Here is a 23259-nt window from a genome sequence, read left to right on the forward strand (position 1 = left end):
GTGATGTTGAAAATCCTCGGGTGTTTTCGTCGTCAAGCCGTCAAGCACGCGGGTTAGCGTCGAGGGCTGGGTTTTGGCTTTGGGCCGTTTATGCGTGCGCGTTTGCGGGAAGAGGGTTTCACGTTGATTGAAGTGCTGGTGGCGCTGGCGATTATTGCCGTGGCGATGTCGGCGGCTGTGCGGGTGGCGGGGTTGATGACGCAGAGCAGCGGGGTTTTGAGGGATCGGTCGGTGGCGATGATTGCGGCGCAGAGTCGGATGGCGGAGTTGCGGTTGGAAGGAAAGTTGCTGGTGGGGATGAAAGCACTGGATTGTGATCACGGGCGGCTATTGCTGCGTTGTGAACAGGTAATCGCAGCGGCAGAGAATGGTCGATTGCTCAAGGTTGGGATTCAGGTATTTGACCGCAACCAGGATGCTCCACCACTCGCGCGCCTAGAAACGCTGCTAAACCGCCCACTGTAGGACTTGCCGAAGGCAGCGATTTTTTGATCTTGTTTGAAGGCGCTATGCCCTTGCATGAGAATCGCCAAGGTCATATTGTCACTGCCCCATACAACAAATCTTGAGTGGATGTGTAATGCACCCGCAAGCGGCAGCCGCAATGAAAAAGCAAATAAAGCATTGGTTAGAAAGCATTGTTCTCCCTTCTGAAACCGAATTGGGAACGGGATGGAGTCAGCCGCCAGAGGGACTTGAAGCCGCAGTCAAAAAGCAAAAAAGCGAATGGTTGGACAGTAGCTCGGCACGTGCCTTACTGCTAGATACTTTAAACGAAATCTACCCGGCTATCCTTGAGCGAAAAGGAGGCATGCTTTCAGAGCGTATAGATATTGCAGAAGCCTCGGAAAGAGTATTCCGCGCGATCGAAGGAGTTCCCTATGATTACAGGGTTTTCTTCGAGTTTGATCTTGGCTACTCAGCTCAACGTTTCAACATGCAGCTCGCAAATAGCACTTTATTTACTACCCTCAACGTTGCAGACGTAAAATCAACATTGGGCTTGAGGGAAGGTGAAGAAGACAAAGCTTTGTTTTTCTCCACATTGACGCAGGGTTACATTTCACCAGATGGCAGTTTGGCACAGGCTGAAGCGGTGACGAAAGCTCAAGGTAATGTCAAAAATTTCGTCGAACGCGCCCTGTCCATGGATGTATTTCGCTTCAAAAACAAACTAGACATGTGGGGCAGCTTCAAAGAATTGCGCCCGCTCATATATGTGCACCAATATGAAGCAGAGCATACGATCAAGAAGAAGTTTTCAATAGATTTACCGCAAGACTTGTGTGCCCTGATAAAAAAGATTACGGCAGGCTACACCCGGCAGCCGTCAGTTCGCGATTACGCGATCCCTCTTCAGTCTTACTTGCAGATAGCACTTGCCCAAATTGATGCCGCCAAAGCCATTCGCTCGGCAAGCGAATGGAGACTCGACTCATTGGCCGACCCCTCACCCGCCATGCGCCTGGTTAAGGTTTGTATAGGTCTGGAATCCATATTCGGTGACGACGATTGCACGACGGGACTGACGAAATCGCTCTCTGATCGTTGCGCTTTCTTACTTGCTGACAGCCATGAGGCACGGACCAGAATCATAAATGACTTTAAAGACCTCTACACACTTCGTTCGAAAATCGTTCATGGTGTGAAAAACAGGCTCGATGATACTGGTGAAAAACTTCTGGAGTTTGGGGATGCAATCCTCAAACGAGCTATACATAAAGAATCTTCATTCTTACCTCCCGTTGATAGAGCACTTGTGAAATTTACCTCCGACCCAGTGCACTTGCCTTCACTCTCACAGCAACAAGATGCAACAGCCTAACCTTTTTACAAAAATGGATGTCAGGAACAACGCCGCCAGCAAGCCAACGCGACAAATGCCAAAATTCTTGTGCAAGCTTACAGAAGCGCTTTCTGGCGGCGATGCTCCTTCAGCCAAGTAAATAACCTTCCAATAGCGCACCGTGTCGGTATTAAGGCTTATCAAACAGCTGGCAGACCTACCTTTGGGTTGGATTTTTTTCAAGTAAATAGAGCCGTGCCATTTTTTAGTCAAATGAAGATTTCGATTCTCATACTCGCCACACTTTATTGCATGGGTATCAGCGCAACGTTTGCCGATGCCTCACAGGCGCCAAACGACCAGCGAGGGCCAGCAGGCATCGGCGTCGGTGAGCTTCTGGTGGCGGCCAAGTCCAAGCTAGTCAAACAAGGATGGAAGCCGACGCGGATGCATACCAGCGATGGTTATGAATACAGTGGTGTGGAGAAGGAGCTGGCTACACGCAAGTTCTTCGAACTGGATACCTGCTCGTTTGATAGCTCGCGCTGCATCTTGTACTACGCGAAGAAAGGAACTTGCCTACGCGTCGATACCATCGGAGAGCAGTTCAATGACATGACGGTGACGCGATGGACCCGCGAATGTCCTGAAGCGCCTCAATAACCACACGAAAATGGCACGGTAATAATCAACTGCTCCCACAGGTGTCAGCGTCGTACACAACATCTGCAATCAGCACAAAACCCTGTGGGAGCGAGCCTGCTCGCGAAGGCGCCAGAGTTCACACCTGATCAATCAGCAGGTGATCCCGACACCCGCATCACTCCGGCAACTGCAAATTATCCAACGCCCGATTCACAGCCAGCTCCCCGAGCATGATCAACTGCGCAATCCCCGCCAGCGCATGGCGCTGCGATGCCGGCAACAGGCTGGAGACGTTCTGGGCGATGGTTTTGGCCGAAGCGAGTGTTGCACTGGCATCGACCAGCAGTTCTTCGGTTTTGTTGTCCGCCGTCACGGCGTACATCCCACGGTTTTTACGTGGAGGCGGCGTGGAGCCGGGTGGGCAGAGGTAATGGTCGAGCGCGCGGTCGGCGGCTTCGTGGAGTTTTTTGGAATCGATGGATTCGTAGGGGGAAACCGAGGCGGTTTCGGGCGGGTTGGGTGTTGGTTTGATCATGGTGAAGCTCCAAATTTATACCTGGTGGAACCACCAACACCTGTCGCTAAACAAGTAAGGGTGGCAGCTGTACGCGGGTTAGCGAACCGAGAGGTATAAGACCCGGCAGACCCGAAGGTCTCCCACGCACAGCCACCGTATCGTCGTCGCAAACGTCTGCGACAAACTGGAGCGTCGTTGTACTTATACCTGGTCAGGTCGCTAAACCCGGTCGCTGGGTTGCCAGCGACACGTAGACGATAAAGACCAGGTACAAAGCGCACAAGCCGGCGGATTCTGGCGTAGCTGTAGGCAAAGGCGCAAGGATATGTAGCCTCAGAGAGTGACTGGAGATGTCTTTTTAAACGTTGGCGTTTATCGAGGCTTCATTCCGTCACGTTCAACAAAATAGATCCGTCCCCTTTATTCACAGGAAAAACACGCGATCACTTTTCCAAGTCGACTTCATGACTTGACTAGCTCATGACTAGGCTTTTTTTTGCGCCAAAATGCTGAGACCTCGAGAAAGCACCGGGATGACCTGTCGGCCGCAGAACCTGAGATTCCATTAGCGACACTGAAGCGATTTTTTGATGTCAATGATACAATCGACCTAGCACGGCCTGAGGTGTCTGTGCCATATATATGAAGTCGCGCGGATTGATCAAACTGTTAATTACCACCAAACGGCACCTTAGAGCAGCATTTGAGGTTAACCGTTACACGCGACACGGGAATTGGATATTGTACTTGTTTTTTTTAATTGAGTTTAGAATTTATGGGAGCATCTAACAAACATGTTAAATGACTCATTAATCCGCGCTGCATTATTGACTCGGCTAAGGAACGCTCACCCTAAGCCTAAAGCACTTATTGAAGAATTGCGGGTTCATAATGGCAACGCTATTGCTGACGTAGTCGCCATCCATAGTGAAGCTCATTGTTATGAGATCAAAGGTGATGGTGACAAAATCGAAAGAATTGCTCAGCAAGGCTTATATTACGATCTTGCTTTTCGAAAAGTCACCTTAGTGACCACTTCAAAGCACATAGTAAAAGCCATTAAAATCGCCCCAAGTCATTGGGGCATTCTTGAGGCGAAATGCAACTCATCAAATAGAATTGTTTTTAAATCAGTACGACAAGTCAAGAAGAGTGCAGCATTTAACAAGCAGATAGCGTTGTTAACCCTATGGCGAAACGAACTGCTTGATATCGCACTCGAACTAGAAGAAAAAGTTCAGAGCAAAACAAATAGGGACTCTTTATCCTCTCTGATTTCTCGGGCCTTCGGAGCACAAGAGCTCAGCCTGACAATAGGCAAAGCCCTTGTACTTAGAAGCCTTATAAAAGATCAAGCATGAAAGATATATGAGAGTTGATTGTAGGTTTTAAAATACTGCCAGGCATCACCGTCGATCCCAGCCCAGCTGCTTTTTCAACCAAATACAAATCCCCTGCAGAGTTGCCGTGTCGAAAAAAAGGCTTTGCTATGATAATTGAAGCAATATCATTATATTGCTTGAAACCTCTTTTATGCGTCTTAATGCCACCGCCGCGCACAATATAGTGTTTGCCCTCGTAGGAGTAGACCACTTTAGGCGCAGTCACGTTGAGCATATTACGCGGATCAATATCAGAGTCCGAGTAATCAGGACTTACAACAGTATAATCACCAAAAATCACATGACGACCAGAAAAGGCTGAAATAGCATTGTTATAGATAGCAATTTCGTTGCGAACCAAATGTATTTCACTATTAGTTGAAAGTACATCACCCGCCGCAGGAGGAAGTGTAGAACCTGTAATCACAATTGATTCATATGCGTAATCAGCAAGAGCCGCCGTACAAAAAGCTTTTATCTGTAAAGAACGAGCCATCGCATCAACACCCTTGCAGACCCTATTATCTATGACAAGTACCCATCTATCATAAATCCCATCCCCCATCGCTAAGAGACGCAAAATATCTGATCGAATTAAATTGTAGCTAATGAGATCTTCACCTGAGACACGCAGAGCAATTCGTCTACTTTTTACAACTTCAGTAATTGCAGGCGTGAATACACAAGCATTTCGATCAGTTGTGCGATCTATACCAACAACTGGATTAAAACAAAGATCCTGAGCAAACATGCATGCTGCAAAATATTCATAGCTCGGACGCCCTCCGATGAGGATTGAGTTTGGAATATCGTAGTCGTCTACAAAATACTCAGGTACGCCCTTCATATTCAAGCAGAATTTTCGAGAGACTTTCTCCATACTTTGCTTTAAAGTCGAGGCATCCATATCCTTTTTCATAGGAAGATCGAAAAAAGGAATCACGAGTTTTTTTCTTTCCTTGCTAAGAGACTTAATCGCCCCAAACTCATTGGCCTTAGCTTTAAGAAACGGCATGTACTTATGCATTTGCGCTGATCATCCTTCTGACGCTAATCTCATGAATAATAGTATTGAAGAGAGTATAATTCCCTAAATCATGCCTCACGAAGCCTGCCAAGATTGCAGGGTGTATAGACAGCTTCTCCGCATCCTTAAATAGATCCTGCGCACTGTGATGCCTCCTTACAGAGGCAGATCGCCAATCGCTACGACTGATAAATGTTTCTTTAGCTAGCTGGTTCGCCTCGAGTTCAATAAGATTTTCACCGACATCTTCGAGACAATCAAAGTGAGGTTCTTCCAGTTGATCATAATGAATTGAGACATGAGCAAGCTCATGCATTAGTGTAAACCAAAAATAATCATATCTATCATATCGCAGTGTCATACCGACTATCGGAGCTCCACATGGGAGCTTAAAGAAAACCCCGTCAGTCTTCATTCCGGCAGACTGTGGCAAATAGATAAGTACAACACCATATTGCCAAAGCAGACTGGATATATTCGTTATATTTTCCACATCCAGAGAATATCTAGCGATCTCCTTTAGCGACTCTCGGGACAGACCATTAAACTTCTGAACTTTCCCGTTAGAAATCACGATCTCAGCGTAGCGCTGCACCTGAGAAAGCCATAAAAAAACTTCAGTCTCTTTATCTGTCCCACTTCGACGAAAAAGAGCACTACTCGCAACCCCAGAAAGTAAATCTTTAAAAATAAGGGGGTCATCAGAGCCCAGTTTATCTACGATCTCGTTGTAGGCTTTAAGCGCACCCAAAAGACTTTCAGGAGAGCAGTCAGACGTTGAGACGAAAAAATCTTCGAACTCATCTTTATCATCCATGAGCAGCAGCTCCGAATTTTTGAGCGGCTTCTTTAGCCATCTCGAAATAATCAAGGCTTTCTTTTTTTCTTTCTGGAAAACACGTCATACCGATTTTATTGTAGTAAGCGGCTGCTTTTGGCACTGCATGCAACGAAAACCCTGGACGTAAGCCTAAGGTTTCAGTGGCAAATTTAGACGCATATTTAATAAGATCAGATCCCACACCTTTAAAACGTGCAGTACTCAGCGGATTAGGTCTATTCCATGGTGCAACCGCGACATACTCTATATAAAAGATCCCTTGACCATCAATTATACTGTCCTTGGGGTGATATATGAGGCAGGCAGCCTGAACAGCATCCTCGGCCAAGTAAAAAAACCAATTATACTCCTGTGCACTATGATGGATAGCTTTAGCCGTCCATCGCCAGTGAGCGTCCTCCATCTGTAATTCCGATATTTTTTGCAAAAGCTCCGCCTCGCATGTCGCAGAACTCTTTATACAATGGAGTATTTCAATATTTTTCGCGGTCCATTCCTTATCACACTTACTGGCCAACGCAATATCCCAACCATGCAAAAGTTGAAAAGATATGCTTTTGCCGGTCGTATTGGTTTTAACACCTGTAAACAAAGCGGAGGCAGGAGGGGATGAAGCGATAAGAGATTTAATCCTGTTTATATCCATATAACACCACACTTAAAAATCATGAAGTTTTTAAGGAAAAATTGGGGCTCTAAACTGGCACCTAGTTTCCACCATGGTCGGATTTGATCACGACTACGCTCGTGTCAGCTTGAAAATGCCAATCTGCGCGTCGGGAGAACAGTGAGTGTGTACAGCGAGAAAAAAGTACGAAATCCATTTCCTATCCTTCACTTTCAATCAACCAAAATATACCGAAATTTGTCACCGTAATGGCATTATAGTATTGCCTTGTTGAAGCGAATGTCTACGCCCTCACGCAATTTGCAGACGTGCGGTTTTTTTCTTCTCACACAGGAGCCCCTGCTATGCGCACACAGATTGGAACAGGTCGCTTTTTGCGACCACGCTGCCAAGCAAAAGCGGCTCGAGGGACGTGAGAAAACTCGGAGGTTTATGACTAAATAATCACTTTTGAAAAATCGCTTGAAAGGTCGCGGCTTAGTAAATTTGCGGTTGAGATCACAAAGCATTGACAACAGAAGGCACCTGCTCTTCGACACCCACGAACGATTATTTTAGTCAGTTTCTTTCTGAGTGCCGGAGAGCTTAAAGCGGTGTTCTAGTAAGGTCTTCCCCAGTTAAAACGACGAAGCAAAATCACTTCAATTCTGCAATTTCTATCTAGTCAACCTAGGCAACACCACCCCCTCCACCAACCTCTCCACCCCCAACCTTACCCTCTCCCCACCCTGCTCAATCACCACCCCATCCCCCTCCACCGCCACCAACTTCACCCCAGGCCCCACCTTCTCCCCCTGCAAAAAACTCCTCGGCGGCCCATCGTTCAAGCTCAGTATCGCCACCGCCCCCCGACTCCCCGCCATCACCCCGCTCACCTTGATGTCCATCGGCGCCGTTTGATTGGAAAACCACTGCAACGCCGGGCTATCACTGCGCGCGGCCAGCAATTGCGGGGCCGCTGCCGGGGTGTGGGATTCGGCGGAGGTCAGCAGCAGCGACGACCACGTCGCCACGCCGACCAGCGCGGCGAGCAGCGCGAGGGCCTGGGCCATTTGGGGTGGGGAAACGCGTGCGGTGAAGGTCATGGGTTGAATCTCCTTTTTATCCCTGCTGTCAGCCTACGCGGCAATTCTCTCCGTTTTATTTCACACGCCTTACATGTTGGCCGTGCACGATGGCGCAGGACGCAAAGGAGCGCGCGCGATGAACAGGCAACAGGGTTTTACGCTGATCGAGTTGATGGTGGTGCTGGTGATCATCGGCATCGCCAGTGCGGCGATCAGCTTGAGTATCAAGCCCGATCCGTTGCAGTTGCTGCGCAAGGATGCCGAGCGTGTGGCGCAGTTGCTGCAGGTGGCGCAGGCGGAAGCCCGCGCGGATGGCCGGCCGATTGTGTGGGTGAGTGATGCCAAGGGGTTTCGCTTTAGTCGGCGCAGTGACAGTGGCAAGGGGTTTGATCATTTCGCGCAGGACCCGCAGTTGCGGCCGCGTGCCTGGCAGAGTCCGAAGATGGAGGTGCGGGTGGAGCCGAAACAGAGGGTTGTGCTGAACGCTGAGTGGATCAATCCGCCGCTGCAACTGACGTTGTCGGATGGGTTGAATCGCTTGAGTGTGCTGCGTGATGGCAGTGGAAGGATCAGCCTGCAATGAAGCGCCAACAAGGGTTTACGCTGATTGAGGTGATGGTCGCGATTTTGTTGATGGCGGTGGTGAGTTTGATTGCCTGGCGGGGGCTGGACAGTGTGACGCGGGCGGACAGTCATTTGCAGGCGAGCAGTGAGCAGAGTGACGGTTTGTTGCGGGCGCTGAATCAGTTGCAGCGGGATGTGGAGATGCGGGCGGGGATTGAGTTGACCGAGCCGAAGAAGGTTGGCGTGGATGATGAGCCGCCGAGCGCCCCGCCCGCTCTGACTGTGCGCAGTAGCGACAGTAAGGGTTTTCGTCTGGACATCATTCGCACGGCGGCGGATCAGCCTGGGGCTTTGCAGCGGGTGCGCTGGTGGGTCAAGGGCGACACGTTGTATCGGGCGGTGGCTGAGGCGCGGAGTCGGTATCCGTTGCCGGCGCCTGGGAATGGGGTTGCTGTTTTGAGTGATGTCAGTGATGTGCAGGTGCGGGTTTGGGAGGTGGATAAGGGGTGGCGGCAGTTGAGCGGGAATCGGCGGGAGGATCCGTTGGGGTTGGAGATTCGGTTGAGTCGGGGAACGGCGCAGGGGGTGGAGAAGTATCGGCAGGTGATTGGACCGCTGGAGTGATACTGGCTGCAATGTGGATATCCGTGTAGGAGCTGCCGAAGGCTGCGATCTTTTGACTTTGAAGATCAAAAGATCGCAGCCTCCGGCAGCTCCTACATTGGGATTGGGTGCAGTCAGTTGGGGGTGGTTGGCTGGCAGGCCGTCATCGCTGGCAAGCCAGCTCCCACAGGAATTGGGTGAAGTCAGTCAGGGGTTGGTTGTCTGGTTGGTCGCCATCGCTGGCAAGCCAGCTCCCACAAAGACTGAGTGCAGCCGGTAGTATTGGTCCGCTGACAGGCCGCCATCGCTGGCAGGCCAGCTCCCAAAATTTCGACTCGCGAGCACAGCATGCGGCGAAGCCGCCCCACTCAATGGCCGAGTGTCAGCTCGCCGAAAGCTTTTGATCTTGATCCACGGGCGACGTCGGAAGGCTGAGTGGAGGGATTCATCCGGGGGTGGGAGCGCAGCGACCGTTTGGCGCAGCCAAATGCATCGAGAGGAGGTGCAGCGAAGCAAACCGTAGGCGATGCGCCCGGATGGATCCCGCAGCGAAGGAACCCCGAGCCTCAGCGAGCGGGCCGCACGCAGGAGCAAGCCTTTTGGGTTACCTTTTCGGCGTTTGGAAAAGGTGACCCGCCGTAAGGGCGGAACCCTAAGCAGCCATAACCGCAGCAACGGATATGTACCCAATCAAACCCACTAGCTCAAAACAACGACACCACCCGGCAACTCGGTGCACTTAACGCCATAAGCGTCACGAATCAGCAATGCAACGCCAGCAAGTTGATCAAGGCTGAAACGCGCCTGCACCCGCCGCTGCCCAAGCTCACGATTAAGCAACAGCAACATCCCCGGCCGATACCGATTGATCTCATCAATCATCTGGCTCAGCGTAGCGCCGTTAAACACCAGCACCTGCTGACGCCAATTCATCACCGCCGCCGTGTCGACACTCTGCACACTGCCAACCTGCCGCGCGTCATAGGTCACCTGCTGCCCCGGTTCAAGACGCAGGCTACGACCCTCAACATCCACTTCAACCGCACCATCAAGGCAAGTCACGCAAACTTGCTGATCAGTGTTACGCAAGTTGAAACGCCCCTGACTGGCCCGCAACCACCCTCCCCCAGCCTGCATCGCCAGCGGCAACCGTGCCGTCTGCACCTCAACTTCACCACTGACCAGCTCAAACCCCTGCACACCGTCAGACACTGCACGCTGATTGATCCGCGTCTGCGTGTTCAGCTCCAGGCTCACACCCTGCGCCGGTTCGAAACGACGCTGCTGACCGACCTCAGTGATGTAGTCAGCGCCCAGCCCTTCAAAACCACCAGGAATCGTCCCGCGCACCAGCAAAAATGCCGCCGATGCGGCAATCGCCCCACCGAGAAAGGCACGGCGACCGAAACGCCGTGGCGCCTGCATTTGCTCCATGGCCGGTTGCAGCTGCTGCCACAACCGCTTGGCCTCTTCGAACGCACGGGCATGCTCGGCGCTCTGCGCGCACCATTCGCGCAGGGCGCGGGCGTCGGCCACGGTGGCGCGGCCGGAGGTCAGCAAGACCAGCCAGTCGCGGGCTTCGCTGTGCAGATTGTCGGCCGCCGAGGGCTCGGCAGGTGTCAGTCGAAAGATGTTCAAACGCGCAGATTCTCAACGAATTGATCGGGCACTATTCAGAAGACGGTTTTCCGGCCCCGCGACCGAACCGCTGAAACACTTTTCTTTCCAGTTTCGCGGCGCAGAAGCCCAACGCGGCTTTGATTTCCTTCTCGACCATGCGCGTGGAAATGCCGAAGCGCTGGGAAATCTCCAGGTGCGGCGCCTCTTCCAGACGCGCCGCGATGAAGATTCGGCGACGCCGTGCGGGCAGTTCGTAGAGGGCGCTGAGCAGCGACTGGATTTCCTTTTGCCCACCCACCACCCGCGCCGGATCGAGGGCTTCGTCGCCGATTTGCAGCAGCTCCTCGACTTCCTCGCCGGTGAGCAGGCGCGCATCGGCCTGGCGGCGGTCGGCGGCGATGTTCAGGGCCATGCGATAGAGGTAGGCATTGGGCCGCAGGACATTCGGCGGCGTCTCCATGCGGTCGACCCGCAGGTAGGTTTCGTGCAGCACGTCGTTGGCCAGATCTTCCGAACCGAGACGCCTGCGCAGGCGCACCCGAAAGTCCTCGTAGGACGTCAGGAACAGTTGGACCATCGAACCTTGTCCGGTGTCTTTCATCCCCCGGAAACTCCTTCCCATTTGGTGCATTCCATGCGTTTCCCTGACGACTCCGGTAACAACAGCAACGTGACCGGCTGACGCAAGGCACTGGGCGTCGGCCGGTCGATCCTGAGATTGCGAAAGCTCTCCACCAACGCGTTGTCGCGCCGTACATCGCCGGTCGAGGTGACCAACCGGTTGTGTTGCACCACGCCATCGCGGCCGACCCAGACCTGCAACACCGCGCGATAACTGCCCGGACGGGTCAGCGGCGAGCGACACAGGTTGCGCTCGATCGCCGCCTGCACCGCCGTGGCGTAACTGCGGTTGACCGCGACGCTCTCGGGCGTCTGTTTTTGTGGCGGCGCCGGCACGTCTTCGACCTGCGCCACTTGCAAGGTAAACGCATCGTCGCGGGCATAACGCGCCATCAAACCACTGCCGCCGAGCAATCGACGCAGGGCATCGGCGGCGGTGTATTCACCGTCCACCGCCAGCGAGCGACGACCGCGACTCAACTGGCTGTCGACCAGCACCGCAACGCCAGTGGCGTGGCTGTACTGGTCCAGCGCGTGCGCCAGATCCTGTGCCGGAATGTGCAGCGTCATGCGCAGGTCCGCCGGCATCGCATCGGCCATCGCGTGGCCCGCCGCACAGCCAAGCAGCCACCCCAGACACATCCGGCGTACAAGCCTCGTTGAACGCTGAAAACCGTCCCTGGAACTGCCTCGCTGCACGGCTGACGAATCCTTGGAAATCGTCATCCTGAGGGCTGTTTATGAATCTGGTGTGACGGGCGGTGCAAAAAAACCATCACGGGAATTGCGCAAGGCTTGCACTAGACTCAAGCCATAGCGCGGCCCTTCCGGGCCGGCCAGGAGGCGAGCATGAATACACTGTGGCGATTCAGCCTTGGCGGGCTGTTGTTGATGGCGCTGTCGGGCGCTTATGCCGAGGAACCCTTGGGCTGTGTCGAGGTGACAGTCGGCGGCTACAGGGCGCCGAATTACGACTGTTTGAGCCAGCAGATGGGCAACAACCCGGAAGGCGCGGCGGCGGCGGAAAAGAATCAGGAGGCGCTGAATGTACCGGTGAATAAGCGGCCGCCGAATCAGGTTGGCCTCGCGACCCCGGCGGCGACCAGCACGCGGATGGGCAATACCTTTGGCACCTCGGTGAAACCGCAACGTCCGCCGAATTAGGGCAACGTCAAAATCAAAAGATCGCAGCCTTCGGCAGCTCCTACATGGGATTTTGAGCGTTTCCCTGCAGGAGCTGCCGAAGGCTGCGATCTTTTGATCTTCAATCGCTTGGGGTTTGGCGGAAGCTCACCGCAAGGCGATTCCAGCTGTTGATGGTGGTCACGGCCATGGTCAGGTCGACCAGTTCGCCTTCGCTGAATTGCTCGCGCGCTTGCTCATAAACGTCATCAGGCACACGGCTCTCCGCTAAAAGCGTCACCGCCTCCGCCCAGGCCAGCGCCGCACGTTCGCGCGGGTTGAAGAAGTTGCTGTCGCGCCACACCGCAATCGCATACAAACGTCGATCACTCTCCCCAGCCCGTCGCGCGTCCACCGAGTGCATGTCGGTGCAGAATGCGCAGCCATTGAGCTGTGAGGCACGGATGCGGATCAGTTGCAGCAGCGGCTGCTCGATACTGAGGTTGGCGGTCAGCGCCTCCATGGCAATCATCGCTTTCATCGCTTTGGGCGAAGCGTTGTAGTAATCCAGGCGCGGGGACATGGGCAGGTCTCTGTAGACGGAATAATGACTTCACCGTAAACCCCGACAGCGATGCATTACAGCCCCAATTGCACGGAAAACCGCTACACCACTGCCCCCCTGCCAAACATAAATCCCCCTGTAGGAGCTGCCGAAGGCTGCGATCTTTTGACTTTGGTTTTTATAAACAAAAGCCAGATCAAAAGATCGCAGCCTTCGGCAGCGCCTACAGGGATTGGGGCCAATTTGGGGTTTTTCGGGTAGGCAACTATTGCCAATCAAACAACAGCGGTAATCTGGCGGGCACGTCAAACAGCCTCGGGAGCCTCGTCGGTATGGAACTTCACGTCGTGATCAACGGCCGCAAGGATCTGGCCGGTCAGTTGTACCAACAGCTGCGCGGCGCCATCGAATCCGGACGTCTGGCGGCGGGCACGCAACTGCCCCCGAGCCGCCTGCTCGCCGAGCAACTGGGCATCTCGCGCAAGACCATTTCCGACACCTACGCGCAACTGACCTACGAAAACTTCCTCTCCGGGGTGATTGGCAAAGGCACCTACGTCAACGCACGTCCGGCGCAGATCCAGCGCAAACAAAGCCACAGCGAACTGGCCGGCGCCGAGGTGATCGAGCGTTGGCGCAATCTGCCGGTGTTTCTGCGTCACCCGACGCTGGAAGGTTCGTTGCGTTATGACTTTATCGGTGGCGCCACCAGCAAGGGTCAGTTCCCGCAGGATGACTGGCGCCGCTGCGTCTCCCACGCGTTGCGGCAGATGACGCAGTCCAAGGGTTTCTACAGCCTGCCCGAGGGCTTGCCGGCGCTGCGCAATGCGATTGCCCGGCACATCGCTTTTTCCCGGGGGATCAACTGTCAGGATGAAGACATCGTGGTGTGCAACGGCGCGCAACAGGCGCTGGATTTGATCACCCGCGTGCTGATCAGCCCCGGCAGCCGGGTGGCGATGGAAGATCCCGGTTATCCGCCCGCGCGCCTGTTGTTCGGTACACATGGCGCCGAGGTGGTCGGGATTCCGGTGGATGCCGAGGGCATCCAGGTTGAACACATTCCTGATGGCACGCGGCTCATCTATGTCACGCCGTCGCACCAGTTCCCGCTGGGCATGCCGATGAGCCACGCACGCCGCGAAGCCTTGCTGGCTCGCGCCCATGAGTTGGGCGCGATCATCATCGAAGACGACTATGACAGTGAATTTCGCTACGAGGGCCGGCCCACCGATTCGCTGTTCAACCTCGACCAGCGCGGCATCGTCGCCTACGTCGGCACCTTCTCGAAAACCCTGCTGCCGGAGCTGCGCCTGGGTTATGCGATTCTGCCGCCAGCGATTCTCGAAGCGGTGATCCGCGCCAAGCAACTCACCGACCTGCACGCCTCGACCCTGCCGCAGTGGGCGCTGGCCAAGTTCATCGCCGAAGGTTGCCTGCTCAAGCATATCCGCCGCTGCCACACCATTTACGCGCAGCGCCGCGAACGCATTCTGGCGCGCATGGCCGACGATCTTTCGCCGTGGCTGCAAGCGGTGCCACCAAGTGCCGGGTTCCACATGACGGTGTTCTGCAAGGTGCCGATCGACCTGCCGCTGGTGATCGAACTGGCGAAAAAGGTCGAAGTCGGCCTGTATGCGATCAACGGTTTCTATTACCAGCAAACGCCGAAAAACGGGCTGTACTTCGGCTTTGGCGCCATCGAAACCCTCGACATTGATATCGCCTTGGATCGGCTGCGCGACATTCTGCAACAAGTTGCCTGAATGATTGGTCTGGGCGATTAACTGCCGATTGGTTATTGGTGATCGACAGGTGCAGGCCTATTCTGCACAGGCGTTATCCCTCAATGAGCAGGATTCGTCCGGCCTGATTCAGGAGTGTGAGCAATGTCCAACGAAGTGATCAATACGGTCCAGGTGCAGGCTGCGGCCGGCCGCTCGGATGAACTGGGCAGGCAACTGCAGAAGATCGTCGAAACCCTGCGCGAAACGCCGGGCTGCGATTCCTACCTGGTCGACCGCTGCCCCGAGGACGGCCACCGCTGGACGGTCAGTGCCCGCTGGCAGTCGGAAGCGGCGATGCAGGCGCATTTCAACCGGCCCGAGGCGCAGGGGTTTATTGACTTGATCGATAGTCGGTTGGCCAATAGCGTCGACTTCAACAGTTTCCCCATCGTTTAGAAGCAAGATCAAAAGATCGCAGCCTTCGGCAGCTCCTACAGAGATCGGTGTAGGAGCTGCCGAAGGCTGCGATCTTTTGGTTTTGGGAACACCCGAATTGGTCACCTGATCTTCCCGAATATTGGCCGTTTGAATGCCTAGCCTTGCGGACTACTGTGATGTCCAACCCCCCGATCATCACAGGTAACCCGCCATGAAAGCCCTGCCCTGCTTCGCCGCCGCCCTCTCCCTGAGCTTTTGCACCTCAGCCGCCTTCGCCCACGATCCGTCAGAAAAAGTCACCGTCCTGCAAGAGCAGATGCTGAAAAACGCCCCCGGCAAAAAAGCCATGATGATCGAAGTCGACTACAAACCCGGCCAGTCCTCCATCGCTCACAAACATGACGGTACGGCGATGGCATACGTGCTCGAAGGTGAAGTGATTTCCCAGGTCAAAGGTGAACAAGCGATCACCTACAAGAAGGGCCAGTTCTGGTACGAACCGGCCGGGTCCGAGCATCTGGTGTCGAAAAATGCCAGCCAGAGCAAACCGGCGAAGTTGCTGGTGTTCATGGTGCTGGCCCCGGATGAGCAAGTGTTGATCCCGCTGAAAAACTGATGGCTGTTTAGTCGCGCGGTCTGCGGACAAAGTGTCGATGCTCGAGAGCAACCAAGATCAGAAGTTGCATTGATATAAAGGACGCCATCGCGAGCAGGCTCACTCCATTGGCGACGCTACGAGCATGTAATCCACGCCCTGTCTACTGTAAGGTCTTACAGTAGACAGCCCTGCTCACCCGCCCCCTAATGCATGACCGCTCCTCGAATGGTCTGGTGCCTGACGGAGCGTCAACTCAGGGAGCAAACAATGAAAACTGAAGAGTACAACGCAGGAGATCTCGATCCCACATTCGGCAAAAAAGGCTCTACCGCTTTTGCCGACGTCGACTATTTTTTTGCACTGACAACGGATGAGCATGACAACGTCTACGCCGCGGGAAGGACGCTGGACAATAAATATTATGTGGCTCGTCTCACTCCCGATGGACTGCTTGATAAACGCTTTGCGGGCGTCGGGTACATTTCATCCACGTTCGGTGGCGCGAGCAAATCACAAGCCTTGACGATCAATATCGATCCGAAGGGCCGGATCCTGGTTACGGGTGATCAGTACGGGACTGGCACCGGAGTCTGCCTCGCACGCTTCATGCCGGACGGCAAACCGGACAAGACATTTGGTAAGGACGGCGAAGTCATAGTACCTCCAGAGCGCGCAGCCGAACGCTATCCCAACGAGTGTACTCAAACCAGTAATGCAAACTCGCAATCGGGCACATGTACAGTGCTCAGTGACGGCAAGATTTTGCTTATCCTCTCGTTGTATAAAGGAGAAAATCCTTACCTCTTCAAACTTGAAGAAAACGGGGCAGTGGACAAGACATTCAACGGTAAGGGGTATGTCCAGCTAGCTTATGAGGGCAAGGCGATTTACCAGACTTGTTTGCGGGTCATCAAAGGCGAACGCCTTATCGTCGGTGCAGCTCTACGTCCAGACGACTCCCGCATCAGCCAGGGTTTTTTGATCGCTTATGATTCCAAAGGTCTTCCAGACCGATCTTTCGGTAAAGGCGGGTATTGCGTGCTGGAAAAACCAGCCAAGGAACAGGGCGGCCTCGAGGTCTGGGATTTGCACCCATTACCGGATCAGAAGTTTTGGGTAGTCGGAAGAACGGGACCATCACCCTGGATGGGAGATCCGGTTCCCGAGCACGGTGTATTGACGCGGCTTGATACGCACGGATCGCAAGACATAGAGTTCAACAACGGTGATCCGGTACTGACGGACTTTCAAGGTGAATGGATGTCTGGTGCCATTCAGGCAGACGGAAAGGTCATTGTAGTGGGCACTCGGTGGGGTGAAGCCGGTGTGTTAGCCCGTTATCATCCAGATGGAACGCTCGATATTGGTTTTGGCAATAACGGCTTCCGCTATTTCCCCAGCGTGGGCACTGGAAGGCTCGTAATCCTACAAAAGGATGGCCGCATTATCGCAGGCGGCAGGATGGCACAAGACAACGGTTCTCCCTCCTCCGTAATACTGCGATACGTCCAGTAAGTTGACCGCAACAGACATAAAAAAGCCCCGGCATCTCACGACACCGGGGCTTTTTCATTCAGCCACTACTTACGCCAATTCAAGCTCGGCATTCGCAGCGACTGCAGGCACGACCGCTTGCCCGCTCAACGCCAGATCCAGCAGCTCACGGTTGGCCACCGCATACATGGCGTAGTCCGTGCCGCTCGCCGCACGGATTTCCACCAGCATGGCGCGCCAGCGCGAGATCATGCTTTCGTGCTGTTCCATCCACAGCGCCAGGCGTGCTTCCACGTCCTGAGTGCCGTCGCCCTGTTGCAGGACGGAGATGGTGATCGCACGTTGCTGCCAGTCGACGTCATCACGGAACGCTTCACGGGCCAGGGCTTGCCAGTTGTTTTCAACCGGCAGTGCGCTGATCTGTTGCAGGTACCAGGTGATATCCAGCGCACTGCCCACGGCGAAGTAGGCCTTGGCCACTTCGGCAGGGTTCTGGCCAGTCACGTCGGAAGCTTCGATGATCGGCAGCAGCGTGTACAGGTGCGAGGTGCCCGCCACCATACGCGCCAGCAATTCCGGCACACCGGCTTCGACGTACGCCTGATAACGCGCCTGCCAGTTTTCACGGATTTCGCCGCTCAGCAGTTCGTCGAGTTTCAGACCCAGCTCTTTCAGGTGCGGACCGAAGTGCGCGACGTCACGGGCAGCGTTCTGCTCGTTGCGACGGGCACGCAGGAACCAGCGCGTGGCACGGCGACCCAGACGCATCAGCTCGTCCATCAGCTCCAGCTGCACATCAGCGGAAACCTGATAGTCCAGCGCTTCGATCTGACGGAACCAGTGCGGGAGGTGGAAGATGTCACGCACGATCACGTAAGCGCCAGCCACGTTCGCCGGGCTCATGCCGGTCGACTCTTTGAGTCGTTGCACGAAGGTGATGCCCATGTGGTTGACCAGGTCGTTGGCGATCTGGGTGCTGACGATCTCGCGCTTCAGACGGTGACGACGCATGGCTTCGGAGAACTTGCTGACCAGGGTCGGCGGGAACGCCGTTTCCATGTCGCGGGTCAGGTAATCGTCGTCCGGCACCAAGGAGCCCAACAGCTGCTCTTTGAGGTCTATCTTGCTGTACGAGATCAGCACCGACAGTTCAGGACGGGTCAGACCGTGGCCTTCAGCAATACGCTCGGCCAGTTGCTCTTCGGTCGGCAGGAACTCGATGGCACGGTCCAGCTTGCCACGGCCTTCCAGGTCGCTCATCAGACGCTTGTACTCAGCGATGCGCTCGTAAGCACGGCGCGCCGCCAGGGACAGGGCCTGAGTCTGCTTGTAGTTGTTGCCCAGCACCAGATTGCCGACTTCGTCGGTCATGCTCGCCAGCAACTGGTTGCGTTGCTTGTCGGTCATGTCACCGGCCTGAACCACTTCGTTCAGCAGGATCTTGATGTTCACTTCGTGGTCGGAGCAGTCCACGCCACCGGCGTTGTCGATGAAGTCGGTGTTGGAACCGCCGCCATTCAGGCCGAATTCCACACGACCCAGTTGGGTCATGCCGAGGTTACCGCCTTCGCCCACTACTTTGCAGCGCAGCTCGTTACCGTTCACGCGCAGTGCATCGTTGGCTTTGTCGCCGACGTCTGCATGGCTTTCAGTGCTGGCCTTGACGTAAGTACCGATACCGCCGTTCCACAGCAGATCCACCGGTGCCTTGAGCAAGGCGTTCAGCAGTTCGGTCGGGGTCAGCTTGTCGGCCTTGATGTCGAAGCGTTCCTGCATCTGCGGGGAGATCGCGATGCTCTTCGCGCTGCGCGAGAAGATACCGCCACCTTCGGACATGATGCTGGTGTCGTAGTCGGTCCAGGCCGAACGCGGCAGGTCGAACATGCGCTGACGCTCGACGAAGCTGGTCGCCGGGTTCGGGTTCGGGTCGATGAAGATGTGCATGTGGTTGAAGGCCGCGACCAGTTGCAGCTTGTCGGACATCAACAGGCCGTTACCGAACACGTCACCGGCCATGTCACCGACGCCCACTACGGTGATGCTGTCTTCCTGAACATTGATGCCGCGCTCGCGGAAGTGACGTTGTACGCCAACCCACGCGCCTTTGGCGGTAATGCCCATTTTCTTGTGGTCATAACCAGCCGAACCACCGGACGCAAACGCGTCACCCAGCCAGAAGCCGTAGTCGATGGCGATGCCGTTGGCGATGTCGGAGAAGGTTGCAGTGCCCTTGTCCGCTGCCACTACCAGGTACGGGTCATCGTCGTCATGCCGCACGACGTTGGCCGGCGGAACCAGCGCGCCGTCCTTCAGGTTGTCGGTGATGTCCAACAGGCCCGAGATGAAGATGCGGTAGCAGGCGATGCCCTCGGCCGCGATCTCGTCACGGCTGCCGCCCAGTGGCAGACGACGCGGCAGGAAGCCGCCCTTCGCGCCCACCGGCACGATGACCGAGTTCTTCACTTGCTGGGCTTTTACCAGGCCGAGGACTTCGGTACGGAAGTCTTCTTCACGGTCGGACCAGCGCAGACCACCACGGGCAACGTTACCGAAGCGCAGGTGTACGCCTTCAACCCGTGGCGAGTAAACGAAGATTTCAAACTTCGGCACTGGCTTCGGCAGTTCAGGGATCGCGTGCGGGTTGAACTTGAAGCTGAAGTACGACTTGTTCTGGCCGTTGGCGTCAGTCTGATAGAAGTTGGTGCGCAGCGTGGCTTTGATCAGGTCGAGGTAACGACGCAGGATGCGGTCTTCGTTGAGCACCTGAACATCGTCCAGTGCAGTCAGAATCGCTTGCTCCAGACGCTGCTGCTTGTCTTCCAGATCGTCGTCGCTGAGTTTGCGTGCCAGATAGAAGCGGGTCTTGAACAACCGGGTCAGTTCGCGAGCGATGTCGGTGTGGTTGTTCAGGGTGCTGGCGATGTAACCCAGATCGAAGCCCAGACGAATCTGCTTCAGATAACGCGCGTAAGCACGCAGCAGCGCCACGTCGCGCCATGGCAGGCCGGCGGTCAGGACCAGACGGTTGAACGCATCGTTCTCGGCTTCGCCACGAACGATGTGGACGAAAGCGTCCTGCAGGGTGTCGTTGAGTTGCTGGATGTCGAGGTCCAGGCCTTCAGCGGCAGTGAACGCGAAGTCGTGAATCCAGAACTCGCGGCCATTGGTGTGACGCAGACGGTACGGGAATTCACCCAGCACGCGCAGGCCGAGGTTTTCCAGAATCGGCAGCACGTCGGACAGCGCCAGCGGGGTGTCGGCGTGGTACAGCTTGCAATGCAGCTCGCGCTGGCCGGAGACCTGGCCCAGCGGCTGATAGAAGCTCATCACCAGCGGATTTTTTTCGTTGAGGCTCAGCAGGTGCTGCATATCGACCACGGCCGAATGCGCAGCGAAACGCTCGCGGTAGCCGGCCGGGAAGCCTTTCGGGAAGTCGGCCAGCACGTTGGTGCCGTGGGCTTCGCCGAAGCTTTCGACGGTCAGTGCGGCGTAATCGTCCTGCCAGCTGCGGCACGCTTGTACGACTTCTTTTTCCAGCAGAACCGGGTCGATGTCGATGCGGTTCTTCGGATCGACACGCAGAATCAACTGCACGCGGGCCAGCACGGACTCGGAGAAGAAGGTCCAGAATTCGCAGTCGGAGGCCTTCAGGCGCTCCATCAGCACTTGCTGGATCTTCTGGCGAACTTCGGTGGAATAGATGTCGCGCGGCACGTAGGCCAGGCAGTAGCAGAAGCGACCGTACGGGTCTTTGCGCAGGAATACGCGGATCTTGTTGCGTTCCTGGATCTGCACGATCGACATCACGGTGGTGAACAGTTCGTCGACCGGGGTCTGGAACAGGTCATCACGCGGCAATACTTCGAGAACCTGCGCCAGTTCCTTGCCCAGGTGAGCCTTGGACTGGAAGCCGGAGCGACGCTCGATTTCTTCGACCTTGCGGCGGATGAACGGGATGACCCGCACGCTCTCGCCATACACCGACGAGGTGTACAGGCCCATGAAGCGGTGTTCCTTGATGACTTTGCCGTCGGCGTCGATTTCACGGATCGACACGTAGTCCGGGTAGGCTGGACGGTGTACACGACTCGGGTGCGCAGCTTTGGCGAACGACAGCAGGGTCGGTTCGCGCAAGTAGGCAACGGCGTAGTCTTCGATGCGCAGGTCTTCGTAGGTCAGGCCGGTGCGCAGCAGTTTGGTCAGGCCGAGGAAGGAGTTCTGGTCGTATTCGATGTGGCCGCCGTCGGCCTGATCGGTGACCACGAATTCTTCGTAGCCGAGGAAGGTGAAGTGGTTGCCCACCAGCCATTCCAGGAAGCTTTTGATTTCGTTCTTTTCGTCGGCATCGATGGCAAACGCGCTGTTGTCGAGCTTGGCGAGGATTTCCTGCACCTTGTCTTTCATTGGCTCGAAATCGGCGACCGCAACGCGGACTTCACCGAGAACCTGTTCCAGCTCTTTGCTCAGAACATTCAGTTCGGCCGCGTTGGCGCAGCGGTCGATTTCCAGGTACATCAGCGACTCGTGCAGCACGCCTTCGCCGGTGCTGCCCTTCGGCAGGATTTCCAGCAGTTCGCCCTTGCTGCCACGACGCACGCTGAGCACGGTGGTCTGCAGGGTGTGGATGCTGTAGCCGCGACGATTCAGCTCGGTGCGGACCGAGTCGACCAGAAATGGCAGGTCGTGGTGCAGCACTTCGACCGCGGTGTGGGTCGACTGCCAGCCATGACGCTCGTAATCAGGGTTGTAGACGCGCACCTGCGGTTGCGTGTGATCGAAGCGCTCAAGCAGGCGCCACGCGGAAAGAGTACAGCCAGCGAGGTCGGAGAGGCGACGTTGAGTCAGCTCGTCCAGGGAAATGATGCCGAAGAATTGTTCAGCGAACAGCGCCACTTGTGGCAGTGCCTGTTCACTGATGTGCTGCGCCAGTGCCGCTTGCAGTTGGTGCTGGAAGTCGGCTTTGCTGGCTGCGGTGAAGAACGCCATCTGTGGTACTCCGCTTAAGCTTGTTATTGATGGAAAGCGTCGCGTGCAACACCCCTTTCGGGGCCTGTGTCGCCCTGTTCCTGATTCTCGGGCAGAGGAAACAGGGTGACAGGTGGGTGAAGCTGGACGGGACACTCAGGTCACATTCACCTTCCATTGAATGGGCATCTGCAAAAGCGACTGCCAGCGGTGCCGACAATGCCTTTACGGGTGCTCATCCGTTGCGCAGCTTAAAGGGTGCGACAATGTGTCTGCTTGCGGTGCTGCGACATATTCGGTCATTGGCACGTAAACCGAGGGTTTCGCACCGCTAAACACTAGCACTCGTGGCGGAAAACGGCGGCCTGAATGCCCGGATTTACGGTACATCCGTGCCAGAAATGACCGTTGACCCATGTCGCGTTCACGACACATCCTCTGACACTCTCACATGCAGAAATTCCCGAGGGCTGGCAGAATCGCGCCCATTAGCGACCGATACGCCCCTTGAGGCAGGAATTGACCATGCAAATGACCACCGCCCTACTGATCGTCAACCCATGCGATGACGAAGAAGACAACATGGCCATGCTCTGCTGCCACAGCGACAAGGGCGACATGTTTCTGATGAGCCGCTATCCGGATGAGAATGAGCTGGAGATCACTCTGGATGGCGAGCCTTCTACGCTGGACGGGGTGAAAGTCACCCTGAGCAAGACGCTGCTGAAGATCGAGATTGGTGCGGCGGATGCCGATGCGTTGAATGGGGATGATGTGCTGGAGATCAGCTTTAACCCGGATATGGTTGATCTGGATGAGGTGGTCGAGACCCTGAAGAACATCCTTGATGGAACTGGCACCTTCATTAACGAAGCTTGATCGCGTCTGGGCTGGCCCCATCGCTGGCAAGCCAGCTCCCACAGTGATCGATGTGTTGCACAATTCGCATGCACAACGCTGAACCTGTGGGAGCTGGCTTGCCAGCGATGAGGCCAGAACAGCCACCTCAACACTCCCCCACTACAAAAACCCAACAATTCCCCCAGTCA

22 protein-coding genes are annotated in these 23259 nt (G+C 55.4%); 12 read left to right on the top strand and 10 right to left on the bottom strand.

Features of this window, described 5'->3' with window-relative positions:
* The first annotated feature begins 90 nt into the window (after nucleotides 1–90).
* The 3 genes from gspI to M9827_RS10570 all read left to right on the top strand — a co-directional run bounded on the left by gspI (nucleotide 91) and on the right by M9827_RS10570 (nucleotide 2449).
* Entirely contained in the window at nucleotides 91–465 is a 375-nt protein-coding gene (gene gspI, locus M9827_RS10560; protein WP_250605389.1) for a type II secretion system minor pseudopilin GspI, read from the top strand.
* Between the two features lie 115 nt (nucleotides 466–580).
* A complete protein-coding gene (locus M9827_RS10565) occupies nucleotides 581–1825 on the top strand; it encodes a HEPN domain-containing protein (RefSeq protein WP_250605390.1) in 1245 nt (414 codons plus the stop codon).
* A 216-nt stretch (nucleotides 1826–2041) separates the two neighbouring features.
* Entirely contained in the window at nucleotides 2042–2449 is a 408-nt protein-coding gene (locus tag M9827_RS10570; RefSeq protein WP_250605391.1) for a hypothetical protein, read from the top strand.
* A gap of 157 nt (nucleotides 2450–2606) precedes the next feature.
* Here M9827_RS10570 and M9827_RS10575 read toward each other — a convergent pair whose 3' ends face one another.
* Nucleotides 2607–2966, bottom strand: a complete 360-nt coding sequence (locus M9827_RS10575) for a DUF6124 family protein (RefSeq protein WP_008087957.1) — start codon at nucleotides 2964–2966, stop codon at nucleotides 2607–2609.
* 776 nt (nucleotides 2967–3742) lie between these two features.
* Between M9827_RS10575 and M9827_RS10580 the strand changes: the two genes are divergently transcribed.
* Nucleotides 3743–4309 (top strand): sce7726 family protein, encoded by a 567-nt coding sequence (locus M9827_RS10580; protein ID WP_250605392.1) that lies wholly within the window; start codon nucleotides 3743–3745, stop codon nucleotides 4307–4309.
* On the opposite strand, the gene M9827_RS10585 is transcribed toward M9827_RS10580, so the two are convergent.
* The 4 genes from M9827_RS10585 to M9827_RS10600 all read right to left on the bottom strand — a co-directional run bounded on the left by M9827_RS10585 (nucleotide 4290) and on the right by M9827_RS10600 (nucleotide 7911).
* The gene (locus M9827_RS10585; protein WP_250605393.1) at nucleotides 4290–5357 is read right to left on the bottom strand and encodes a beta family protein; all 1068 of its coding nucleotides are present in this window, start codon (nucleotides 5355–5357) and stop codon (nucleotides 4290–4292) included. The two genes, M9827_RS10580 and M9827_RS10585, sit on opposite strands and share 20 nt — an antisense overlap.
* Nucleotides 5350–6174: an ImmA/IrrE family metallo-endopeptidase gene (locus tag M9827_RS10590; protein WP_250605394.1), complete on the bottom strand. Its 825-nt coding sequence runs from the start codon at nucleotides 6172–6174 to the stop codon at nucleotides 5350–5352. The genes M9827_RS10585 and M9827_RS10590 overlap by 8 nt, the downstream gene beginning before the upstream one ends.
* Nucleotides 6167–6844, bottom strand: a complete 678-nt coding sequence (locus tag M9827_RS10595; protein WP_250605395.1) for a GNAT family N-acetyltransferase — start codon at nucleotides 6842–6844, stop codon at nucleotides 6167–6169. Before M9827_RS10595 ends, M9827_RS10590 begins: the two co-directional genes overlap by 8 nt.
* Before the next feature lie 638 nt (nucleotides 6845–7482).
* Nucleotides 7483–7911 carry a type II secretion system protein N gene (locus M9827_RS10600; RefSeq protein WP_250605396.1) on the bottom strand — a complete coding sequence of 143 codons (429 nt, stop codon included), beginning with the start codon at nucleotides 7909–7911 and terminating at the stop codon, nucleotides 7483–7485.
* A gap of 118 nt (nucleotides 7912–8029) precedes the next feature.
* Here M9827_RS10600 and gspH point away from each other — a divergent pair, with 118 nt between their 5' ends.
* Complete coding sequence (gene gspH, locus M9827_RS10605; RefSeq protein ID WP_008087980.1) at nucleotides 8030–8476, top strand: type II secretion system minor pseudopilin GspH; 447 nt, start codon at nucleotides 8030–8032, stop codon at nucleotides 8474–8476.
* Nucleotides 8473–9081 (top strand): type II secretion system protein GspJ, encoded by a 609-nt coding sequence (locus M9827_RS10610; RefSeq protein ID WP_007913938.1) that lies wholly within the window; start codon nucleotides 8473–8475, stop codon nucleotides 9079–9081. The genes gspH and M9827_RS10610 overlap by 4 nt, the downstream gene beginning before the upstream one ends.
* A 678-nt stretch (nucleotides 9082–9759) precedes the next feature.
* Here M9827_RS10610 and M9827_RS10615 read toward each other — a convergent pair.
* From M9827_RS10615 to M9827_RS10625, 3 genes are read right to left on the bottom strand one after another with little or no spacing between them, the layout of a single operon-like run.
* Nucleotides 9760–10698: a FecR family protein gene (locus M9827_RS10615; RefSeq protein WP_250605397.1), complete on the bottom strand. Its 939-nt coding sequence runs from the start codon at nucleotides 10696–10698 to the stop codon at nucleotides 9760–9762.
* A gap of 31 nt (nucleotides 10699–10729) precedes the next feature.
* On the bottom strand, nucleotides 10730–11281 hold the full coding sequence (locus M9827_RS10620) for an RNA polymerase sigma factor (protein ID WP_064119825.1): 552 nt from the start codon (nucleotides 11279–11281) through the stop codon (nucleotides 10730–10732).
* Nucleotides 11278–11943 carry a secretin and TonB N-terminal domain-containing protein gene (locus M9827_RS10625; protein ID WP_250605398.1) on the bottom strand — a complete coding sequence of 222 codons (666 nt, stop codon included), beginning with the start codon at nucleotides 11941–11943 and terminating at the stop codon, nucleotides 11278–11280. Before M9827_RS10625 ends, M9827_RS10620 begins: the two co-directional genes overlap by 4 nt.
* Nucleotides 11944–12150: 207 nt before the next feature.
* On the opposite strand from M9827_RS10625, the gene M9827_RS10630 reads away from it, so the two are divergent.
* A complete protein-coding gene (locus tag M9827_RS10630; RefSeq protein ID WP_250605399.1) occupies nucleotides 12151–12465 on the top strand; it encodes a hypothetical protein in 315 nt (104 codons plus the stop codon).
* A gap of 100 nt (nucleotides 12466–12565) precedes the next feature.
* Here the strand turns inward: M9827_RS10630 and M9827_RS10635 are convergent, their stop codons facing one another.
* Nucleotides 12566–13006 (bottom strand): carboxymuconolactone decarboxylase family protein, encoded by a 441-nt coding sequence (locus tag M9827_RS10635; RefSeq protein ID WP_122599514.1) that lies wholly within the window; start codon nucleotides 13004–13006, stop codon nucleotides 12566–12568.
* A 314-nt stretch (nucleotides 13007–13320) separates the two neighbouring features.
* Here M9827_RS10635 and pdxR point away from each other — a divergent pair, with 314 nt between their 5' ends.
* From pdxR to M9827_RS10655, 4 genes are all read left to right on the top strand, one after another.
* Nucleotides 13321–14754, top strand: a complete 1434-nt coding sequence (gene pdxR, locus M9827_RS10640) for a MocR-like pyridoxine biosynthesis transcription factor PdxR (protein ID WP_250605400.1) — start codon at nucleotides 13321–13323, stop codon at nucleotides 14752–14754.
* Nucleotides 14755–14877: 123 nt separating this feature from the next.
* Nucleotides 14878–15171 (top strand): putative quinol monooxygenase, encoded by a 294-nt coding sequence (locus M9827_RS10645; RefSeq protein WP_093437926.1) that lies wholly within the window; start codon nucleotides 14878–14880, stop codon nucleotides 15169–15171.
* 193 nt (nucleotides 15172–15364) lie between these two features.
* Entirely contained in the window at nucleotides 15365–15769 is a 405-nt protein-coding gene (locus M9827_RS10650) for a cupin domain-containing protein (RefSeq protein WP_250605401.1), read from the top strand.
* Between the two features lie 249 nt (nucleotides 15770–16018).
* Entirely contained in the window at nucleotides 16019–17266 is a 1248-nt protein-coding gene (locus M9827_RS10655; protein WP_250605402.1) for an NHL repeat-containing protein, read from the top strand.
* A 69-nt stretch (nucleotides 17267–17335) separates the two neighbouring features.
* On the opposite strand, the gene M9827_RS10660 is transcribed toward M9827_RS10655, so the two are convergent.
* Nucleotides 17336–22231 (bottom strand): NAD-glutamate dehydrogenase, encoded by a 4896-nt coding sequence (locus M9827_RS10660; protein ID WP_250605403.1) that lies wholly within the window; start codon nucleotides 22229–22231, stop codon nucleotides 17336–17338.
* Between the two features lie 504 nt (nucleotides 22232–22735).
* Here M9827_RS10660 and M9827_RS10665 point away from each other — a divergent pair.
* Entirely contained in the window at nucleotides 22736–23089 is a 354-nt protein-coding gene (locus M9827_RS10665) for a hypothetical protein (RefSeq protein WP_250605404.1), read from the top strand.
* The last annotated feature ends 170 nt before the right edge of the window (nucleotides 23090–23259 follow it).

Source organism: Pseudomonas sp. AKS31 (assembly GCF_023634765.1).
Taxonomy (GTDB): Bacteria; Pseudomonadota; Gammaproteobacteria; order Pseudomonadales; family Pseudomonadaceae; genus Aquipseudomonas.

Excerpts from the sequence above, each read along its gene's own strand:
- M9827_RS10610 (WP_007913938.1), top strand. The coding sequence starts at position 8,473 with ATGAAGCGCCAACAAGGGTTTACGCTGATTGAGGTGATGGTCGCGATT.
- M9827_RS10645 (WP_093437926.1), top strand. The coding sequence starts at position 14,878 with ATGTCCAACGAAGTGATCAATACGGTCCAGGTGCAGGCTGCGGCCGGC.
- M9827_RS10565 (WP_250605390.1), top strand. The coding sequence starts at position 581 with ATGCACCCGCAAGCGGCAGCCGCAATGAAAAAGCAAATAAAGCATTGG.
- M9827_RS10600 (WP_250605396.1), bottom strand. The coding sequence starts at position 7,911 with ATGACCTTCACCGCACGCGTTTCCCCACCCCAAATGGCCCAGGCCCTC.
- M9827_RS10650 (WP_250605401.1), top strand. The coding sequence starts at position 15,365 with ATGAAAGCCCTGCCCTGCTTCGCCGCCGCCCTCTCCCTGAGCTTTTGC.
- M9827_RS10630 (WP_250605399.1), top strand. The coding sequence starts at position 12,151 with ATGAATACACTGTGGCGATTCAGCCTTGGCGGGCTGTTGTTGATGGCG.
- gspI (WP_250605389.1), top strand. The coding sequence starts at position 91 with ATGCGTGCGCGTTTGCGGGAAGAGGGTTTCACGTTGATTGAAGTGCTG.
- gspH (WP_008087980.1), top strand. The coding sequence starts at position 8,030 with ATGAACAGGCAACAGGGTTTTACGCTGATCGAGTTGATGGTGGTGCTG.
- M9827_RS10635 (WP_122599514.1), bottom strand. The coding sequence starts at position 13,006 with ATGTCCCCGCGCCTGGATTACTACAACGCTTCGCCCAAAGCGATGAAA.
- M9827_RS10655 (WP_250605402.1), top strand. The coding sequence starts at position 16,019 with ATGAAAACTGAAGAGTACAACGCAGGAGATCTCGATCCCACATTCGGC.
- M9827_RS10585 (WP_250605393.1), bottom strand. The coding sequence starts at position 5,357 with ATGCATAAGTACATGCCGTTTCTTAAAGCTAAGGCCAATGAGTTTGGG.
- M9827_RS10625 (WP_250605398.1), bottom strand. The coding sequence starts at position 11,943 with ATGTGTCTGGGGTGGCTGCTTGGCTGTGCGGCGGGCCACGCGATGGCC.
- M9827_RS10590 (WP_250605394.1), bottom strand. The coding sequence starts at position 6,174 with ATGGATGATAAAGATGAGTTCGAAGATTTTTTCGTCTCAACGTCTGAC.
- M9827_RS10620 (WP_064119825.1), bottom strand. The coding sequence starts at position 11,281 with ATGAAAGACACCGGACAAGGTTCGATGGTCCAACTGTTCCTGACGTCC.
- M9827_RS10660 (WP_250605403.1), bottom strand. The coding sequence starts at position 22,231 with ATGGCGTTCTTCACCGCAGCCAGCAAAGCCGACTTCCAGCACCAACTG.
- M9827_RS10575 (WP_008087957.1), bottom strand. The coding sequence starts at position 2,966 with ATGATCAAACCAACACCCAACCCGCCCGAAACCGCCTCGGTTTCCCCC.
- M9827_RS10580 (WP_250605392.1), top strand. The coding sequence starts at position 3,743 with ATGTTAAATGACTCATTAATCCGCGCTGCATTATTGACTCGGCTAAGG.
- M9827_RS10665 (WP_250605404.1), top strand. The coding sequence starts at position 22,736 with ATGCAAATGACCACCGCCCTACTGATCGTCAACCCATGCGATGACGAA.
- pdxR (WP_250605400.1), top strand. The coding sequence starts at position 13,321 with ATGGAACTTCACGTCGTGATCAACGGCCGCAAGGATCTGGCCGGTCAG.
- M9827_RS10595 (WP_250605395.1), bottom strand. The coding sequence starts at position 6,844 with ATGGATATAAACAGGATTAAATCTCTTATCGCTTCATCCCCTCCTGCC.